This is a genomic window from Paenibacillus sp. PCH8 (assembly GCF_002968835.1).
Classification (GTDB): domain Bacteria; phylum Bacillota; class Bacilli; order Paenibacillales; family Paenibacillaceae; genus Paenibacillus.
The window spans coordinates 285,221-301,616 of the sequence record NZ_PKQK01000001.1 but is presented as its reverse complement, the minus strand read 5'-3'; the positions used below and the strand labels follow the sequence as shown (position 1 = coordinate 301,616).

Genomic DNA, 16,396 nt, shown 5'->3' with positions numbered 1-16,396 from the left:
GAGCGAGGATATGATTAACGTGCTGATAGTGGATGATGAGCCGTTTATTCGCGAAGGGCTTCGGTTGCTTATTGATTGGAACTCTTATGGATTTCAAATCTGTGGGCAGGCTTCAAACGGTTTGCAGGCGATGGAGTGCATTCGGGCCCAGCAGCCCGATCTGGTCATATCCGACATCAAGATGCCGGATATGAATGGAATGCAGCTGGCCCAAACCTTATATGAACAGTATAACGGCGAAATCCAGATGATTCTTCTAAGCGGGTTCTATGAATTTGAGTATGCCAAACAAGCGATCAAATACCAGGTGAATGATTATATTCTCAAGCCCATCGTGAAAACAGAACTGATTCAAGTACTTGAGGCATTCAAAGCTTCGTTCCTTGTAAGAACCGAAGAGAAACGACATCAGCAAAAAAAGGATCAGATTATTATGACCCAGCACATGCAGTCCATCTTGCTTGGGGTTGCTGACAGGGAAATCGTCGCCAGTGTACAGCCCCACTATCAGGATGCGAGTACTCTGCGCTGTATACTCATTGAAGCGGAGACGGGTCAGGAGCCGGACACGGAATGGTACTCACGGGTAGCAAAGCGGGTAAGCGAACCTGCTATGGGGCAGGTATTGAAGCCGTTTACAGGTGAAAAAAATGCAGTGTTGCTCATTGTAACAGACCTGTTGTTGAAGCGTAATGGCAGGTCCATGGAGCAATACATCTCCCAATTACATGTCGAACTGAGCCAGGGCCTGGAGGGGGCTATCACTTTTTATGTCGGGAAGGAAGTACACAGGTTGGAGGAACTGCACGAGTCCTATCAATCTTGCGGCAACATAAAGAGCTTACGTTTCTTCACCGCTTGCAGACCTGTCTATTATTTCGAACATATGGATACTACGTTATTTACCAATCGTCCAGGACAGCAAGAGAAACAATTGTTTGATGGGCTGATCAAAGCGATTGAGAAGCAACAGACAGATGAGCTGCGTAGCCATGCAGAGACCATCTTTCAATTTTTTCTGGATGAACGAATTGAACCTGGGATTGTCCGCATTCATCTTCATTATTTGGCTTATACCTTATTGGATCTTGTGAACAGTGATACGGGGAATATGGATGACGGGTTGATGCAGTCGACGTTTCTCCAGATGAACTATGTGATGTTGTCGATGGAGGAAAATATCGAAAATCTATGTGCATTCTCGCATATGTGTGCAGAGAAGCTGAAACAACAGCAAAAATGGAATGCGATGGGCGTACTCGCCAAGATCGAGACCTACGTCCATGAGCATTACAAGGAGAATATCAGCCTAAAGCTGCTAGGTGAGCAATTTTATATGAACAGTGCGTATTTGGGACAGATTTTCAAAAAGCATTACGCCATGAACTTTAGTGATTACTTAAATCAACTTCGTATTGAAGAAGCAACGAGGCTGTTACGGAGAACAGATCACAGGGTATACGAAATTGCGGCCATGGTCGGATATCGGGATTCAGATTATTTTATTAACCGATTCGAAAAAATCATGGGGGCGACTCCTGCTCAGTATCGCAAACGGAACCATGCCATGTACACTCTGGATTCGTCATCCTGCACTCCTTAAAGGGGAGCAGGTTTTTTTATATGCTGGAATTATTGGGATGTGAACTATACTTTCTCCCGTTGAGGGGGTCAAGGAACCATGATAATTTTAAGTTATCCTTTAGAAAGCGCTTTCTAAAGAGGTTTTGTCAACATAATCGCATGGAGGGGTCATGATGAAAAGGAATGTTAGACAAAGAGTCAAGTATACCGCTTTGCTTGCTTTAATACTGGTTATGACGCTGTCTGGATGTACGCCGGGATCATCTTCGTCTGGTGAAAAAACAGCAGACGGCAAAGAATTAAAGCAATTCTCCGCATTTTTTGCGGTGCCGGGCAAACTTGCACCTGACGATAATCGGGTGCTGAAGGTGATTGAGGAAAAAACAGGTGTTCGAGTAACGATGGACTGGCTTACTGGTCAGACGGCCAAAGAACGAATTGGTGTACTGATTGCCGGCGGGGAATATCCCGACTTTATCGATGGAAGTGACGGCACTCAGCAATTGGTAGCAGCAAATGCACTCGTACCGCTTGAGGATTACATTGATAAATATCCGAACATCAAAAATTATTTGGGCGAAGACTGGAAGAAAATGAAAAACACAACGGATGGTCATATTTACTTCATTCCTCAATTCGGCAATGTTCAAGGTGAGTCCATGAAGGTATCTCATGATGGGGAAGCGTTCTGGATTCAGAAGGCTGTACTGGAATGGGCCAATTATCCGACGATTAAGACATTGGATCAATATTTTGACTTGATCGAACGGTATAAATCCGCTCATCCAACGATGGATGGTCAGCCAACGATCGGATTTGAAATCATTTCATACGATTGGCGTTATTTCGCACTGGAGAATCCTCCATTGTTCCTGGCTGGTTATCCAAATGAAGGTGCTGCTATCATTGACAAAGCAACCTTGACAGCCAAAAACTACAATACGATTCCGGAAGCGAAGGCGTATTTCCAGAAGATCAATGAAGTGTACCATAGAGGCCTGGTGGATAATGAGACCTTTACAGCCAACTATGATCAATATATTTCCAAAATTTCGACCGGACGTGTGCTGGGCATGGTGGACCAGGGATGGCAGTTCCTTGACGCCGAAGCATCCCTCGTGAAGCAAAAATTGTATGACAAAACCTATGTGCCATTGTCCATCACACTTTCAGAGGATGTTAAAGGGCGCTATCAGCACAAGCCTATTCTTAACGTGAATGGCGGTTTGGCCATTACCAAGAGCTGCGAAGACGTAGAAGGAGCCCTCAAGTTCATCAATGATTTGCTGGACCCTGAGATCGAAGCACTGCGAACCTGGGGACAGGAAGGCGTGGATTACCAAGTGGATGACAAAGGTGTGTTCTCCCGAAATGAAGAGCAGCGAGCCCATGCACAAGATCCAGACTGGGTACTGGCGAACACAGGCAGTCCGCTGGTGTACTTCCCGCATCATGAAGGAAAGACCGCTGACGGAAAAAATGCACTGGACCCTAAGGAACAGCCTGAGGAATACCTCGCTACGCTGAATGATATCGACAAAAAAGTGCTCAAGGCTTACGGATATACGAAATTTACCGACTTCCTTGAGCCTGCGGAAGAAAATGAACCATGGTTCCCGATTTATACCTATAATTTTGAACCCAATAAACCGGAGACCGTTGCCAGACAGAAGATGGACGACGTAAAACGTAAATGGTTGCCCAAAGTGATCATGACGTCACCGGCCGAATTCGACAAGGCGTGGGAGGAGTATCAAGCCACACTCAAGGAAAGTGCAGATATCAAAGCATACGAAGATGCTCTGACGGAAGAAGTCCGTAGACGCATGGAACTGTGGGGATAAATGATCTGCTGTGCAGAAAGGCTATGGGAAATCCTGTAGCCTTTCTTACACGATAACGTAAGGAGAGAAAAAGAATGGCCAAAAAGGAGTTACAGCCTTCGTTAAAACCCAGCCATTTTCCGACAGGAGAAAGCTGGATTGGATATAATCTGTCACGAATGAAAAGTCAGCGGCAGTTAATGTGGATGTCATTCCCATTCATTGCATTTATCGCTATTTTTGCATATGGACCGTTATGGGGTTGGTTGATGGCGTTCCAGAATTACAGACCTGGACTTGGCTTTTCTCAGCAGGAGTGGGTAGGCATGGAGCATTTCCGAACGTTGTTTACGGACCCTACCTTTGTACGTGTTATTCGAAATACGCTGGCGATGAGCCTGATCAGTCTGTTTCTGGGATTTGTCGGCTCAATTGGTCTGGCGCTGCTGTTGAACGAACTGCGAATGGTATTATTCAAGCGCGTTGTACAGACCGTCTCCTACCTGCCGCATTTCCTGTCTTGGATCATCGTGACCGGGATTGTAGCGAATGTATTATCAACCGAGACGGGCATCGTGAATGTGCTGCTGACAAAGCTTGGCTTGATCAGCGCACCGATCAATTTTTTTGCCGATCCGAAATACTTCTGGGGCATCGTCGGTCTGTCCAGCATGTGGAAAGAAATTGGGTGGGGTACCATCATCTATCTGGCTGCCATGACCTCCATTAATCCAAGCTTGTACGAAGCGGCTTCCATTGATGGAGCTGGCCGGTTACGCAAAATGTGGAATATCACTCTTCCAGGTATCAAATCCACAATCATTATTTTACTCATTATCAATGTCGGCAATGTGCTGAATGCAGGTTTTGAGATTCAATATTTGCTGGGGAACGGGCTGGTGCAAGACGTGTCCGAGACCATCGACATTTTTGTATTGAAATACGGGATCAACCTGGGTAACTATTCGCTTGCCACTGCAGCAGGCATCTTCAAAAGTGTGGTCAGTCTGGTGCTGATCTTCATGGCTAATGGGCTTGCAAAAGCTCTTGGCGAAGAGCGGTTGATATGACAGGGGGCAGCGTTGTGAAGCGATATAGTGGAAAGCGAAGCCGGGGTGATTCCATTTTCTCCATTACCAATGGAATTTTTATGTTGCTCGTCATGGTTGTTACGTTATATCCTTTTTTAAACACCATTGCCGTATCTTTCAATAACGGGCTGGATACGATCCGTGGAGGAATATATCTCTGGCCAAGGGAATGGACTCTACAGAATTACGTTTCCGTGTTTCAGAATCCCCACCTCACGCAAGCGGCATTTATTTCGGTCGCCAGAACGGTGATAGGCACGATTGTGCAACTGTTCTGTACCGCGATGTTAGCCTATGTTTTGAGTCGCAGGGAGTACATGTTTAACAAGTTGGTCACAACACTGTTCGTGGTCACGATGTATTTCAGCGGCGGATTAATTCCGGGATACATGCTAATCAAGCAAGTCGGGTTGTTGAACAGTTTCTGGGTATACATCATTCCCGGTTTGATCGGTGTTTTTAACATGATCGTGGTCCGCACCTACATTCAGGGACTATCTGAGGGACTGATTGAATCCGCGAAGATGGACGGGGCAGGCGATTTCAAAATCTTCATGCGCATCGTGCTTCCGTTGTCCAAGCCTGTGCTGGCAACCGTCGCGCTTTTCATTGCAGTGGGGCAGTGGAACTCCTGGTTTGACTCCATGCTCTATACGGCGGGAAACCGGAATTTGACCACTTTGCAGTATGAATTGATGAAATTATTGTCATCTGCCACTTCACAGGGTGGAACCGTCAATGTAGATCAGTACAAAAATGTCACCAACATGGTCACTCCCGTATCCATTCGGGCAGCGATCACGGTTGTGACGGCCATGCCTATCGTTTTGTTGTATCCGTTCTTGCAAAAATACTTTGTGACAGGACTCACCATTGGAGGGGTAAAAGAATGAAAAATGCAATTCAAGGCGAGCAATGTACGTTCAAGAACCCGATTATGCCCGGATTCTATCCAGATCCGTCCGTATGTCGGGTGGGGGAAGATTTTTATTTGGTGACATCGACATTTGCCTATTTTCCTGGCGTTCCGATCTTTCAGAGCCGTGACCTTGTGAACTGGAAACAGATTGGCAACGTACTCGATCGTCCTTCCCAATTGAATCTCCAGGGCGCGGGCCATTCCCAGGGCATTTTCGCTCCGACGATTCGTTATCATGATGGAACCTTCTATATGATTACAACAAACGTATCACATGGTGGCAATTTTGTGGTAACCGCAACAGACCCGGCTGGACCCTGGTCTGATCCATATTTTATTGAAGGAGCAGAAGGCATTGATCCCACGATTTTCTTCGATGACGACAAAGCCTATTATCTGGGAACACGGCCTTGTTCTGAAGGCGTTCGTTATAACGGCAATTGGGAAGTATGGCTGAGGGAATTGGATCTGACCACAATGAAGCTGGTCGGGGATAGTCATGTGCTCTGGCGCGGGGCGATGGTGGATGTCATATGGCCGGAAGGACCGCATCTGTATAAAGTGGAAGAGTATTACTATTTAATGATTGCAGAAGGAGGAACAGGGCCGAATCATGCCGTGACTATCGCTCGCAGTCAAAGTCTGACCGAAGGATATGTCGGGAATCCGAACAATCCGATTATTACGCATCGACATTTGGGCAAGCGGTATCCCGTTGTTAATGTAGGCCATGCTGACTTGGTACAGGCAGCGAGTGGTCAATGGTTCATGGTGATGCTTGCTTCCCGTCCGTATGGAGGGAGTTATAGCAATCTGGGCCGGGAGACCTTCCTTGCTTCTGTCGAGTGGGAGGACGGCTGGCCTGTTGTGAATGAAGGTCGTGGTATCCTGGAGGAACAGGGTATTCTGGATTTGGCACCTGCTCCCGTCGAGCCGCAATTGCGCACCGATCACTTTGACAGCGATCATCTGGGCTTGCAATGGATGTTTCTGCGCAATCCTCAGGAAGACCTGTATTCATTAACCGAACGTAAGGGACACCTGCGGCTGAAGCTGAAACCGCAAACATTAAAAGATAAAGAGAATTCCAGCTTTGTCTGCCTGCGGCAGAGACATATGGATTACGTGGCAGCTACAGCAATGGAATTTGTGCCTCAGAATCCGAAGGAGACGGCGGGTCTTGTCGTCATTCAGAACGATCAATATCATATACGGATTGAGCGGACGATGACGGAGAAACAGCAGGTGCTGCGCGTCATAACCTGCATCGACGGTCAGGAATCCCGTATTGCACAAATCGTGCTGGATGGCGATGCGCCGCGCTTGTATATCAAAATGGCTGCATCAGGACAGCAACTCAGCTTCTACTACAGCACAGATGGAAGTCAGTATCATCTGGTGGCAGCGCAAGTGGATACAAGCAGCTTGAGTACGGAGGTTGCCGGGGGCTTCGTGGGTTGTTGCATCGGCATGTTCAGCACCAGCAATGGCGAGCCATCGAATCAGGTGGCTGATTTCGACTGGTTTGAATATAGCGCCCTTTAGCAGAGTCGGTCTCGACCGGATGATGATGGGATGAAGAGAACTTTCTTTCAATATGTTATATGTTATGATATTTGCATCTTCATAAGTTCGATTGAAGGGGCATAGCGTATGAATCAGAGCATACAACAGTTTAAAGCGGATTTTTTCAAAGCGTTGGCGCATCCAATGCGAATTCAGATCCTGGAGCTGCTGAGTGAAGGAGCGAAGAGCGTGAACGAGCTGCAGAGCATTCTCGGCTCAGAAGGTTCTGCCGTATCACAGCAGTTGGCTGTCTTGCGCAGCAAAAACGTTGTCCAGGGTACAAAAGAAGGGACAACCGTCACGTATTCGCTGCGTGACCCGCTGATTAAAGACCTGCTTGCAGTAGCCAAACAGATCTTTGACAATCATCTGGTCGATGCCATCTCCATGCTGGAGGATATTCGAAAAGAGTCCTGACACAATAAACAAGAGCAACCGAAAGTCAATTCGGGAGCCTCTTGTTTTTTTGTGCTGTTTTCCTGCCGGATTGGTGCGGAATTCGATTGACAGGACCCGGTAAGGGGCGTAGTGTTTTAAATATATTCAAATATTCAAATATATAAAGAAAAGAAGGTCAGCATACATGAAATGGACGGGGAGATACGCAGGTTATCAAGCTTCCGATTTTCGCAAGGATCTGGTATCGGGGCTGATTGTGGGGATCATTGCGATTCCGCTAGGTATGGCATTTGCTATTGCCTCCGGGGTCAAGCCGGAGTATGGCTTGTATACGACGATCATTGCAGGCATTCTCATTTCGTTGCTGGGAGGTTCCAAGTTCCAGATTGGTGGGCCAACGGGTGCATTTATTCCAATTCTCTTTGCCATTGTGATGCAGTATGGATACGAAAATCTGCTGATTGCCGGCATGATGGCTGGATTCATGCTTGTACTTATGGGAGTATTCAAGCTTGGTGCGTTAATTAAGTTTATTCCAAGGCCCGTCACCATCGGTTTCACGGCGGGCATAGCCGTCATTATTTTTAGTGGCCAGATTGGGAACTTCCTGGGACTTCGAGGGATGGAGAAGCATGAGGATTTTTGGTCCAATATGAAAGAAATCGGGATGCACCTCTCAACGCTCAATATATACAGTTTACTGACAGCTGGAATCTGTCTGGCCGTCCTTCTGGTTGTGCCCAAGTACGCACCCAAGGTACCCGCTTCGCTGCTCGGTCTGCTGCTATCCACGGTGGTAGCCGCACTCTTTTTCAAAGACCAGGTGGCCACGATTGGCTCGTCCTTCGGTACCATTCCGGGAAATTTACCCCGGTTCCATATGCCAGAGATCACTTGGGAACGTGTGATGAACTTACTGCAACCTGCCTTTGTGATTGCCATGCTGGGTGGGATTGAATCGCTGCTCTCCGCCGTTGTTGCGGATGGCATGACTGGAAGCCGTCATAACAGCAACCGTGAGCTGATTGGGCAGGGAATCGCTAATATAGTGACCCCGCTATTTGGGGGGATTCCTGCAACAGGAGCGATTGCGCGTACGGCTACAAATATTAAATCTGGTGCGGTATCCCCGTTGTCTGGCATGATCCACGGTGTAGTTGTTTTGCTTGTGCTTGTTCTCTTCGCGCCCTATGCATCCCACATTCCACTAGCCAGTATGGCCCCGGTTCTGATGCTGGTTGCCTGGAATATGAGTGAGCGCAAATCATTCGTGCATGTGCTGCGTACCAAAACGGGGGATTCACTCGTGCTGGTCATCACCTTTTTGCTGACTGTATTTACAAGCCTTACAACGGCAGTGGAGGTTGGACTGGTTCTGGCCGTTCTTTTATTTGTGAAACGTATGAGCGAAATGCTAAAAGTGGCCAAAGTGTTACCCGATCCCGATCACAAGCATGAGAAGGTGATGGCTCACATGGTTCAGGAGGGGCATGATTGTCCGCAGATCAGTCTATATACCATTGAAGGTCCTTTATTTTTTGGCGCCGCGGATATGTTCGAAAAGTCCATTATGGATTCGATTCATCGACGCCCAGGCATGTTGCTGCTACGCATGGGCAAGGTTCCTTTTATCGATACAACGGGTGAGGCGAACCTGGCAAGTTTGATTCAGCATTTGGAGCGTTCAGGCGGGATGGTGCTGTTATCTGGCATACAGGAGCAGCCTATGGAGATGCTGAAGCGAACAGGGTTATTGGCGCGATTGAATCCGGCACATCGGTTTGAACATACAGGCGAAGCAATCCACTATGCACTACAGCATCTGAATCAGGAGAAGTGTAAAGGTTGCAAGCATTTTGCCTTTCGTGAGTGCACAGCATTGTCGCGTGAGAGTTCTGTTACTGACCGGAAAAGTTTACTGGAGAAGGGTAAAACGTTGCCTGTCCGTACTCATCGTTCTATGTAATTATGGAGCAAGACGCTGTGATCCGCAGACCATATAGTCTATCGCCCTTAATATAATATCTGGAAATTGGATCAATAATAGACTATGTTATAGATTGAACGTTAGCTGATCACATTCGTTCAAGAATAGAGCTATGATCCAATCCACGAGAGAGGGGCACTAAGATGTTCAATCAACCGACTGCACTACGTTCCGTGCTCAATCCAGCGTATTTGGAGTGGGCACTGAGCAAGCAGTATGACATGGGAACATGGGAAGAATGTTTGTTTTGGCTGCGAGGGTTGAATGATACCTACCGGGTACGCACGTCAAGCGGTTATTATATTCTTCGTATCTATCGCGCTGAGATTACGGAAGAGGATGTCCAGTACGAACTGTCTTTATTGTCTGCATTAAAAAGTACGTTAGGTTCATCTGTACATACCGATATTGGAGAGTATATTGAGAAAAAAGATCACACCAGATATACGATGCTGGATGCGGCGGAAGGCAAACGGGTGGCGGTGATGTTTCGCTATATCGAAGGAGCAGAGAACAACCTTGAGGATGAGGAATCTTGTTATACCTTTGGTCAGTCTGCGGCTGAATTACATAAGACCATGGATCAGGTGGTTGTAGAGCTGCCCAGGTATGAGCTGGATACGAAGTTCCTGATCGACGAGCCGCTGGAGCGAATCTTGAATTATGTCGGGAAAAGTAGTGAAGCGGCACTATTTCTGAATGCGTTTACACAAACGTTGAAAGAACGAATTGCTACCCTGTCCAGTCAAAGCCTGGACTTTGGACTGTGTCATGGCGATATGCATGGGAACAATAACGCTTTTCAGCAGGGGAAACAGTTTATCCATTACGACTTCGAGTGGGCGGCAAAAGGCTGGCGTGCATACGATCTGGCCCAGGTGAAGGCACGAAAGAGACAATCCGATGAGCGAAAAGCAGCTTTGTGGGATGCAATCATGGCGGGTTATCGTTCCGTTCGAAGTTTCTCCACACAGGATGAAAATGCCGTTGATCTATTCATCATCGCCCGTAGATTCTGGGTTATGGGTCTGGATGTTGCGTTTATTGAAAGTGATACGGGGGCACTGGACTATGGTACAGATTGGCTGGATAGCTTCATAGACGAGTTCCGTGATACGGGCATGGTTAGTTAAATTAGGTACAGCATCAAAAAACGAGTACTCAGGTTTCCCCTGATACTCGTTTTTTGCGGTTAGCATACAGACAACAGTCTGACTAGGACCTCTGTTAGTTTGATGAAGAGGATGAAGCGGCGGCAACCGTTGCCGCGGCAGCTGCGGTCATGGCGGCTTGCTGTGCGATAATAATGTTCGTGATACTCGTTGACATTGTCGTTGTAAGAACACCGCTTCGCAGACTCTCTACATGCTGGATGGCGATCAACGCAGACGAGAACAGCAGTAATTCCTGTTTGTCGATCGACCAGGCGCCGAAGCTCTTCTGGGTTCGCAACCAGTCATGTGTTTCCTCGACTTGATCTACTAGCTGCTCACTGTCAGCAGACAACAGGGAGAGGGTGCCGAGGGAGGGTAAAGTATACGTTTTGTCCATCCTAAGATTCCTTTTGCGGAAAGCTTCGTTTAATGCGAGTACTCGAGTACTTGTCTCCGGGTTGTCATTTCCTATAACCAGTACCTGTGTTAACGCCTGCACACTGTTTCTGGAGAAGAACTCTGGTTTTAACTCGCGATAGAACTGATCCATACGTGCTATACCGGAATCCACCTCCAGATCCGAGATGGCTAACATGGCTGTGAAAATGTAGTCATCCTGTCCAGTAAGGAAGGGATGCTCCGCTTTCATGCCGTCATAAAATGATTTGGCTCGTTCCACCTTCAGCTGGAACTGTTCAGGGGGTACCTGAGTAGCGATCTGATAGGCCGCAATAACGAGGTAATCAGAGCTGCGAAACTTTATCTGTTTCATCAAATCATAGACATGAAGAGTGTCTGTCAGTCTTACATTCTTATCCGGTGTGAGGGAGAGCATGGTCGCGATACTAAAAGACGAATGACCTCTAAATGAAGAGAAAAGTTTCGTATGTTGCTTAATCAACTCATGACTTTGACGAATGGCTTCCTCATCTGCGCTTTTATTCTCCGCCGCATAGAGCAAGGCCGCCAGACGCTGCATCATGGCATGTTGCCATTTGAACGACTTCTTGATGATCTGTGCGTTGGATACGAATAATTCGACTCTTGCCGCATGTTGTGGTTGCATACGCAGAACCTCCGAATGATGAATACTTTTACTCATGTATATTGTTTTGCAGACCCTGCTTCTTGATCAGAGCACCTGCAACTGAGGGGATTGTTCCCAAATGTTCTCTATGGATTTCAATTTTGTTTTCTCTGCATGGGAACCTCGAAGCCGTAATTCTTTAATGACACAGCATACGCTCTTACCTAAGCATAAGGAATATTAAATGAATCAAGGCGATAATTCCCATGGGATAGATAAATGATCTGGAGTATGTATTCTTAAATTCATTACGAGGGTGCCTTTCAAAAAACAGGTGCAATACGGCATGAATGATGAAAAATATATCCAGCACCCAGAACGTGATGGTCTGATATGAGCTGAAAAGCAGTGTGAGTATGACGGTGTACAATGGTAAGTGAACGAATGTGAAACACTTATAGGCTTTCTCATCTTCCATATCTTTCAATACGATAAACAATCTCCACTCGGACCGCCTGATGGCATCCATCTCGTGCAGGAGAAATAGAGATAAATTAAACAAAAATAAGATCAATAACAAGTCGGGCATGTAAAGCCTCCTTTTCTTTTTCAACCTTCTCCTATGTTACTAAAGCCAACTCTATTTGGCAAAATATGACGAAAAGGTTCACGCTCCGTTCATACGTTCTTGATATGCTCTCGAAAGAAAGCGTAAAGAACAGGTATTCAAAATATGCGGAGTGGTGGAGGTTGGTCATGTCATCGACAATAAGGAAGATTTTGGGGAAAATGATGTTGCTGGTGCTGTTAGGCGTTACATTAGGGACAACGGGGTTAGGGACTATAGCTCCCGTATCAGCGGCAGTATCCAATCTGGGGTTGACTTCGGGTAAATTGGAACAAGGAGCCGCGGCGAATCTGGATGATTCTGATCAGTTAACAGCATTTATGGATGGGATTATGGATATGCAGATGAGTTCTTTACAAATTCCGGGTGCAGTCATTTCGATTGTGAAGGATGGGAAGATCCTGCTCTCCGAAGGGTACGGACATACGAATATCGCAGTAAATAAACCCGTTGATCCTAACACCAGCTTATTCCGAATTGCTTCGACAACCAAGCTGTTCACATGGACCGCTGTGATGCAATTGGTTGAGGCGGGCAAGCTTGATCTCGATACAGACGTTAACACCTATCTAAAAACGGTACAAATACCGAAAACCTATGAGGAACCCATTACGTTACGCCATCTCATGACCCATACTGCAGGGTTCGAGGAAGGTGGTGTAGGTTACCAGATCACTACCGATCCGGGGAAACTGCCCGTCTCTATTGCTGAAACCATGGCTAAACATATGCCTGCACGGGTTAAACCACCAGGCGAGATGTTGTCGTATTCCAATTATGGTGCCTCGCTCGCGGGACTTATCGTCGAAGAGGTCAGTGGTGTTGCCTATAATGACTATATACAGAAAAATATATTTGATCCGCTGGACATGAATTATGCTACGGTAGAGGAGCCTGTTCCAGCCTCTCTGGAGACTTATGCCGTCCTTGGATACACCCGAGCTAACGGCGAGTTTGTAACTAAACGGCCAACGTATGAGGGAGGGTTTCGTCCTGCGGGATCAGGGAGCGTGTCGGCGAACGATATGGCTCATTTCATGATTGCCCATCTTCAAGACGGGCGATATGAAGATAAGCAAATGCTCAAGCCGGAAACAGCCAAGCTCATGCATTCTCCGGCATTCCAGTTTGATGAACGTTTACCCGCTATGGATCTGGGCTTCTACGAGTTGAATATGAATGGACTGCGTGTGATCTCTCATGGAGGGGCCGACGAGCTGTTTAATACAGCGCTTTATCTTGTACCGGACAAAAAAGTGGGCATCTTTGTTTCCTATAGTGGGGGGGAAGGCGGAACGGCAGCAGAAGGGTTGGCGCAAGCCTTTTTCGACCGATACTATCCTGTACATGCAACTGAGCAGCCTAATAAAGCTTCTATTGAATTAGGGGAGTCCCTGGAAAAATATGCAGGCTCTTATCAATTTACACGCCGTAATCACACGAAGATCGATAAGTTTTTCAGTTTTCTGACTCAAATCAATGTTGAGGTTACAGATAACCGGCTTTCTATTGGAAGTGGTGCAGATCAGCAAGTATATACTCCAATTGGCGTGAATTTATTCCAGGAGGTCGGAGGGACACATCAGATGGGGTTCCGCACCGATGCAGAGGGCAAGGTCACGTATCTGTTTCTGGATATGTTGAACCCAATGCCGCTTGAACCTGCGCCGTTAGTGAACCAATCGAAGTTCTGGCTCCTCTTGCTCGGCATTTCGGTCGTTCTGTTCATCACCGTATTGCATGGATTTGTTTATCGCAGACGCGAAATCAAAGTGATGCCAAAAGCGCAGAAATGGGCAGTCCGGCTGTCGGCTATTACGTCTATATGGGGATTGTTAACCTTGGGCGCAACGCTTCTGGTGTTGAACATGGATCTGATTGATCGACTAAGCCATATTCCACTATCCTTACGTCTCTATCTGTTCATGCCCGTTATCCTCGTAGGGTTGACTGCGTCCATATTCATGATGAGCGTACTGGCCTGGAAAAATCAATATTGGACGTTGCTCAAGCGTGTGCACTATACGTTCGTAATGGTAGCAGCAGTAATCTTGAGTTTATTTTTCTATCATTGGAACCTGCTGGGATGGCATTTTGGTTGAAAACCTGCGCCCAGATAGGAAGAACAAGATAGATATCGGAGGCATACATTTCAGATGACCAAAATCCTAGTTGTGGATGACGATGTGCATATTCGTGAGCTGATTACCTTGTTTTTACGCAATGAAGGATTCGAGATTGTGGTAGCCAAAGACGGTGCGGAAGCACTGGGAATTGTGGAAAAATCCCAAATCGATCTGGTAATCCTGGATATTATGATGCCGCGATTGGATGGTTGGGAATTATGTAAGGAGATCCGGCGTATGGATCTGAATATGCCATTGCTAATGGTCACGGTAAAAGGGGAATCGGCCCAGAAAGTAAAGGGATTTCAGTTGGGCACAGACGATTATTTAACGAAGCCCTTTGATCCGCTGGAGCTTGTGATGAGAGTAAAAGCATTGCTGAAACGTTACTTGATTGTCTCTTCCCAGACGATTCAATTGGGGGGGATTATGCTGAATCGACGCAGCTTTCAAGTGATTCGGGGAGAGGAAACAATCCATTTGCCTTTAAAAGAGTTCGAATTACTGTTCATGCTGGCGAATCAGCCTGGGCAGATTTTTACCCGGGAACAGTTAATCATCAAGATCTGGGGCAGTGACTACGAAGGGGATGACCGGACGGTTGATGTTCACATTAAGCGACTAAGGGAAAAATTCGCTGGCGATGCACATCATTTTCAGATTGAAACGGCTCGCAGTCTGGGCTACCGGTTAGTTATCACATGATCAAAACCTTATATGTTCGTATTATTTGCACGTTTCTGGTCGTCATTGTCTTCAGCTTGCTGACCTCTTTCTTCATGGGGCTCTTTCTCTTCAAAAAAGAAGTAAACCATATCGGTCAGAACGATATGATTGCTGCAGGGGAGGAACTGATCCAGCTTTATGAGCAAACGCAACCTGAGGACAGGGATGCGTTCATCCAAAGCATGGTGAAAGTGTCCACCTATCCCATTCATCTCTATGACGTTTCGGGTAACGTAACTTTTTATGACCTAGACCATACAGAGACCGTTGAAATTGCACCAGAAGTGGTTCAAATGGTGTTGCAAGGCCAGGTTTATCGTTCTCCCGGAGAGGTGGAGCAGACGTTCATAGGTCTTCCTTTTCCATACAAGGGGGAACCACAAGCCATGTTTATGCAGTATTCTCCGCAGAACGAAAATATCATTAATCGGATGGTCCTGCTAGTATTATTGCTCGCGCTGTTGATCGGAAGTCTTTGTATTCTTATTGCTGCAAGGTATTTGGTGAAACCGATCCAAGTGTTGACGCGTGCAACCAAACGTCTGGCGAAGGGTGATTTTGATGTGGCAATTCAAACCAAACGTGTGGACGAAATGGGAGCTTTGACACAAAGTTTTAATGAAATGGCGGGTGAGCTTAAACAGCTGGAACAGATGAGACAGGACTTTGTATCAAATGTATCTCACGAGATTCAAACGCCGCTCACATCGATTTCCGGTTTTGCCATGGCGATGAAAAACAGCAGCTTGGTGGCAGAGGGGGATCGTAATTATTATCTGGACATCATTATCACGGAGAGTGGACGACTATCCAGACTAAGTGATAATCTGCTGGAGCTTGCATCGCTGGATTCCGATCACCATCCATTTGACCCGATTACGTATAACCTCGATGAGCAGGTCAGGCAAGTTGTGGTGACTTGCGAACCTCAATGGTCAGCCAAAGGCATTTCAATTCATTTAGAAATGGCAGACAGCATCCAAATCAGGGCAGATCAGGACCAGCTTAACCAAGTGTGGATGAATTTACTTGGCAACAGCATTAAGTTTACTCCCGTGGGTGGGCGTATCGAAATACGCACGAGCCAGTCGGTGAATGGGATTCTTTTCACGATAACTGATTCGGGGATTGGAGTAGCGCCGGAGCAGCTGGATTATGTATTCGAGCGGTTTTATAAAACAGATCTGTCGCGCGATCGTAGCATCAGTGGTAATGGTCTGGGGCTTGCCATTGTCCAAAAAATCGTGATGCTTCATTGCGGAACTGTCGAAATGAAAAGTAAGGTGGGCGAAGGCACGACAGTGATGGTTCACCTGCCTTTAGGATGATCCAAAAACCAATTCAGGGCTGCCAAAGATCATTTTTT

Annotated in this window: 13 protein-coding genes; 11 read left to right on the top strand and 2 right to left on the bottom strand. The window is 46.7% G+C overall.

The features are described from left to right. The first annotated feature begins 10 nt into the window (after nucleotides 1-10). The 8 genes from C0Q44_RS01220 (at nucleotide 11) to C0Q44_RS01185 (ending at nucleotide 10,502) form a co-directional block, all read left to right on the top strand. On the top strand, nucleotides 11-1,603 hold the full coding sequence (locus tag C0Q44_RS01220) for a response regulator transcription factor (RefSeq protein ID WP_105405699.1): 1,593 nt from the start codon (nucleotides 11-13) through the stop codon (nucleotides 1,601-1,603). 154 nt (nucleotides 1,604-1,757) lie between these two features. Further along, a complete protein-coding gene (locus tag C0Q44_RS01215) occupies nucleotides 1,758-3,428 on the top strand; it encodes an extracellular solute-binding protein (protein WP_105405698.1) in 1,671 nt (556 codons plus the stop codon). Nucleotides 3,429-3,502: 74 nt separating this feature from the next. Continuing rightward, nucleotides 3,503-4,477 carry an ABC transporter permease gene (locus C0Q44_RS01210; RefSeq protein ID WP_105405697.1) on the top strand — a complete coding sequence of 325 codons (975 nt, stop codon included), beginning with the start codon at nucleotides 3,503-3,505 and terminating at the stop codon, nucleotides 4,475-4,477. Beyond that, on the top strand, nucleotides 4,474-5,391 hold the full coding sequence (locus C0Q44_RS01205) for a carbohydrate ABC transporter permease (protein ID WP_105405696.1): 918 nt from the start codon (nucleotides 4,474-4,476) through the stop codon (nucleotides 5,389-5,391). Before C0Q44_RS01210 ends, C0Q44_RS01205 begins: the two co-directional genes overlap by 4 nt. Beyond that, nucleotides 5,388-6,962 carry a glycoside hydrolase family 43 protein gene (locus tag C0Q44_RS01200; RefSeq protein ID WP_105405695.1) on the top strand — a complete coding sequence of 525 codons (1,575 nt, stop codon included), beginning with the start codon at nucleotides 5,388-5,390 and terminating at the stop codon, nucleotides 6,960-6,962. Before C0Q44_RS01205 ends, C0Q44_RS01200 begins: the two co-directional genes overlap by 4 nt. Before the next feature lie 108 nt (nucleotides 6,963-7,070). Next, on the top strand, nucleotides 7,071-7,400 hold the full coding sequence (locus tag C0Q44_RS01195) for an ArsR/SmtB family transcription factor (RefSeq protein WP_105405694.1): 330 nt from the start codon (nucleotides 7,071-7,073) through the stop codon (nucleotides 7,398-7,400). 166 nt (nucleotides 7,401-7,566) lie between these two features. Continuing rightward, the gene (locus C0Q44_RS01190; RefSeq protein WP_105405693.1) at nucleotides 7,567-9,348 is read left to right on the top strand and encodes a SulP family inorganic anion transporter; all 1,782 of its coding nucleotides are present in this window, start codon (nucleotides 7,567-7,569) and stop codon (nucleotides 9,346-9,348) included. Between the two features lie 164 nt (nucleotides 9,349-9,512). Then, complete coding sequence (locus tag C0Q44_RS01185; RefSeq protein WP_105405692.1) at nucleotides 9,513-10,502, top strand: phosphotransferase; 990 nt, start codon at nucleotides 9,513-9,515, stop codon at nucleotides 10,500-10,502. Nucleotides 10,503-10,596: 94 nt separating this feature from the next. Here C0Q44_RS01185 and C0Q44_RS01180 read toward each other — a convergent pair whose 3' ends face one another. Together C0Q44_RS01180 and C0Q44_RS31385 are read right to left on the bottom strand one after the other, a co-directional pair. Continuing rightward, nucleotides 10,597-11,589 (bottom strand): DUF4003 family protein, encoded by a 993-nt coding sequence (locus C0Q44_RS01180; protein WP_105405691.1) that lies wholly within the window; start codon nucleotides 11,587-11,589, stop codon nucleotides 10,597-10,599. A gap of 181 nt (nucleotides 11,590-11,770) precedes the next feature. Further along, nucleotides 11,771-12,139, bottom strand: coding sequence for a DUF6713 family protein (locus C0Q44_RS31385; protein WP_105405690.1), 369 nt, complete (start codon nucleotides 12,137-12,139; stop codon nucleotides 11,771-11,773). 167 nt (nucleotides 12,140-12,306) lie between these two features. On the opposite strand from C0Q44_RS31385, the gene C0Q44_RS01170 reads away from it, so the two are divergent. From C0Q44_RS01170 to C0Q44_RS01160, 3 genes are read left to right on the top strand one after another with little or no spacing between them, the layout of a single operon-like run. Beyond that, complete coding sequence (locus C0Q44_RS01170; protein ID WP_105405689.1) at nucleotides 12,307-14,280, top strand: serine hydrolase domain-containing protein; 1,974 nt, start codon at nucleotides 12,307-12,309, stop codon at nucleotides 14,278-14,280. Nucleotides 14,281-14,334: 54 nt separating this feature from the next. Continuing rightward, nucleotides 14,335-15,009 carry a response regulator transcription factor gene (locus C0Q44_RS01165; protein ID WP_105405688.1) on the top strand — a complete coding sequence of 225 codons (675 nt, stop codon included), beginning with the start codon at nucleotides 14,335-14,337 and terminating at the stop codon, nucleotides 15,007-15,009. Next, nucleotides 15,006-16,358, top strand: coding sequence for a sensor histidine kinase (locus tag C0Q44_RS01160; RefSeq protein WP_105405687.1), 1,353 nt, complete (start codon nucleotides 15,006-15,008; stop codon nucleotides 16,356-16,358). The genes C0Q44_RS01165 and C0Q44_RS01160 overlap by 4 nt, the downstream gene beginning before the upstream one ends. The last annotated feature ends 38 nt before the right edge of the window (nucleotides 16,359-16,396 follow it).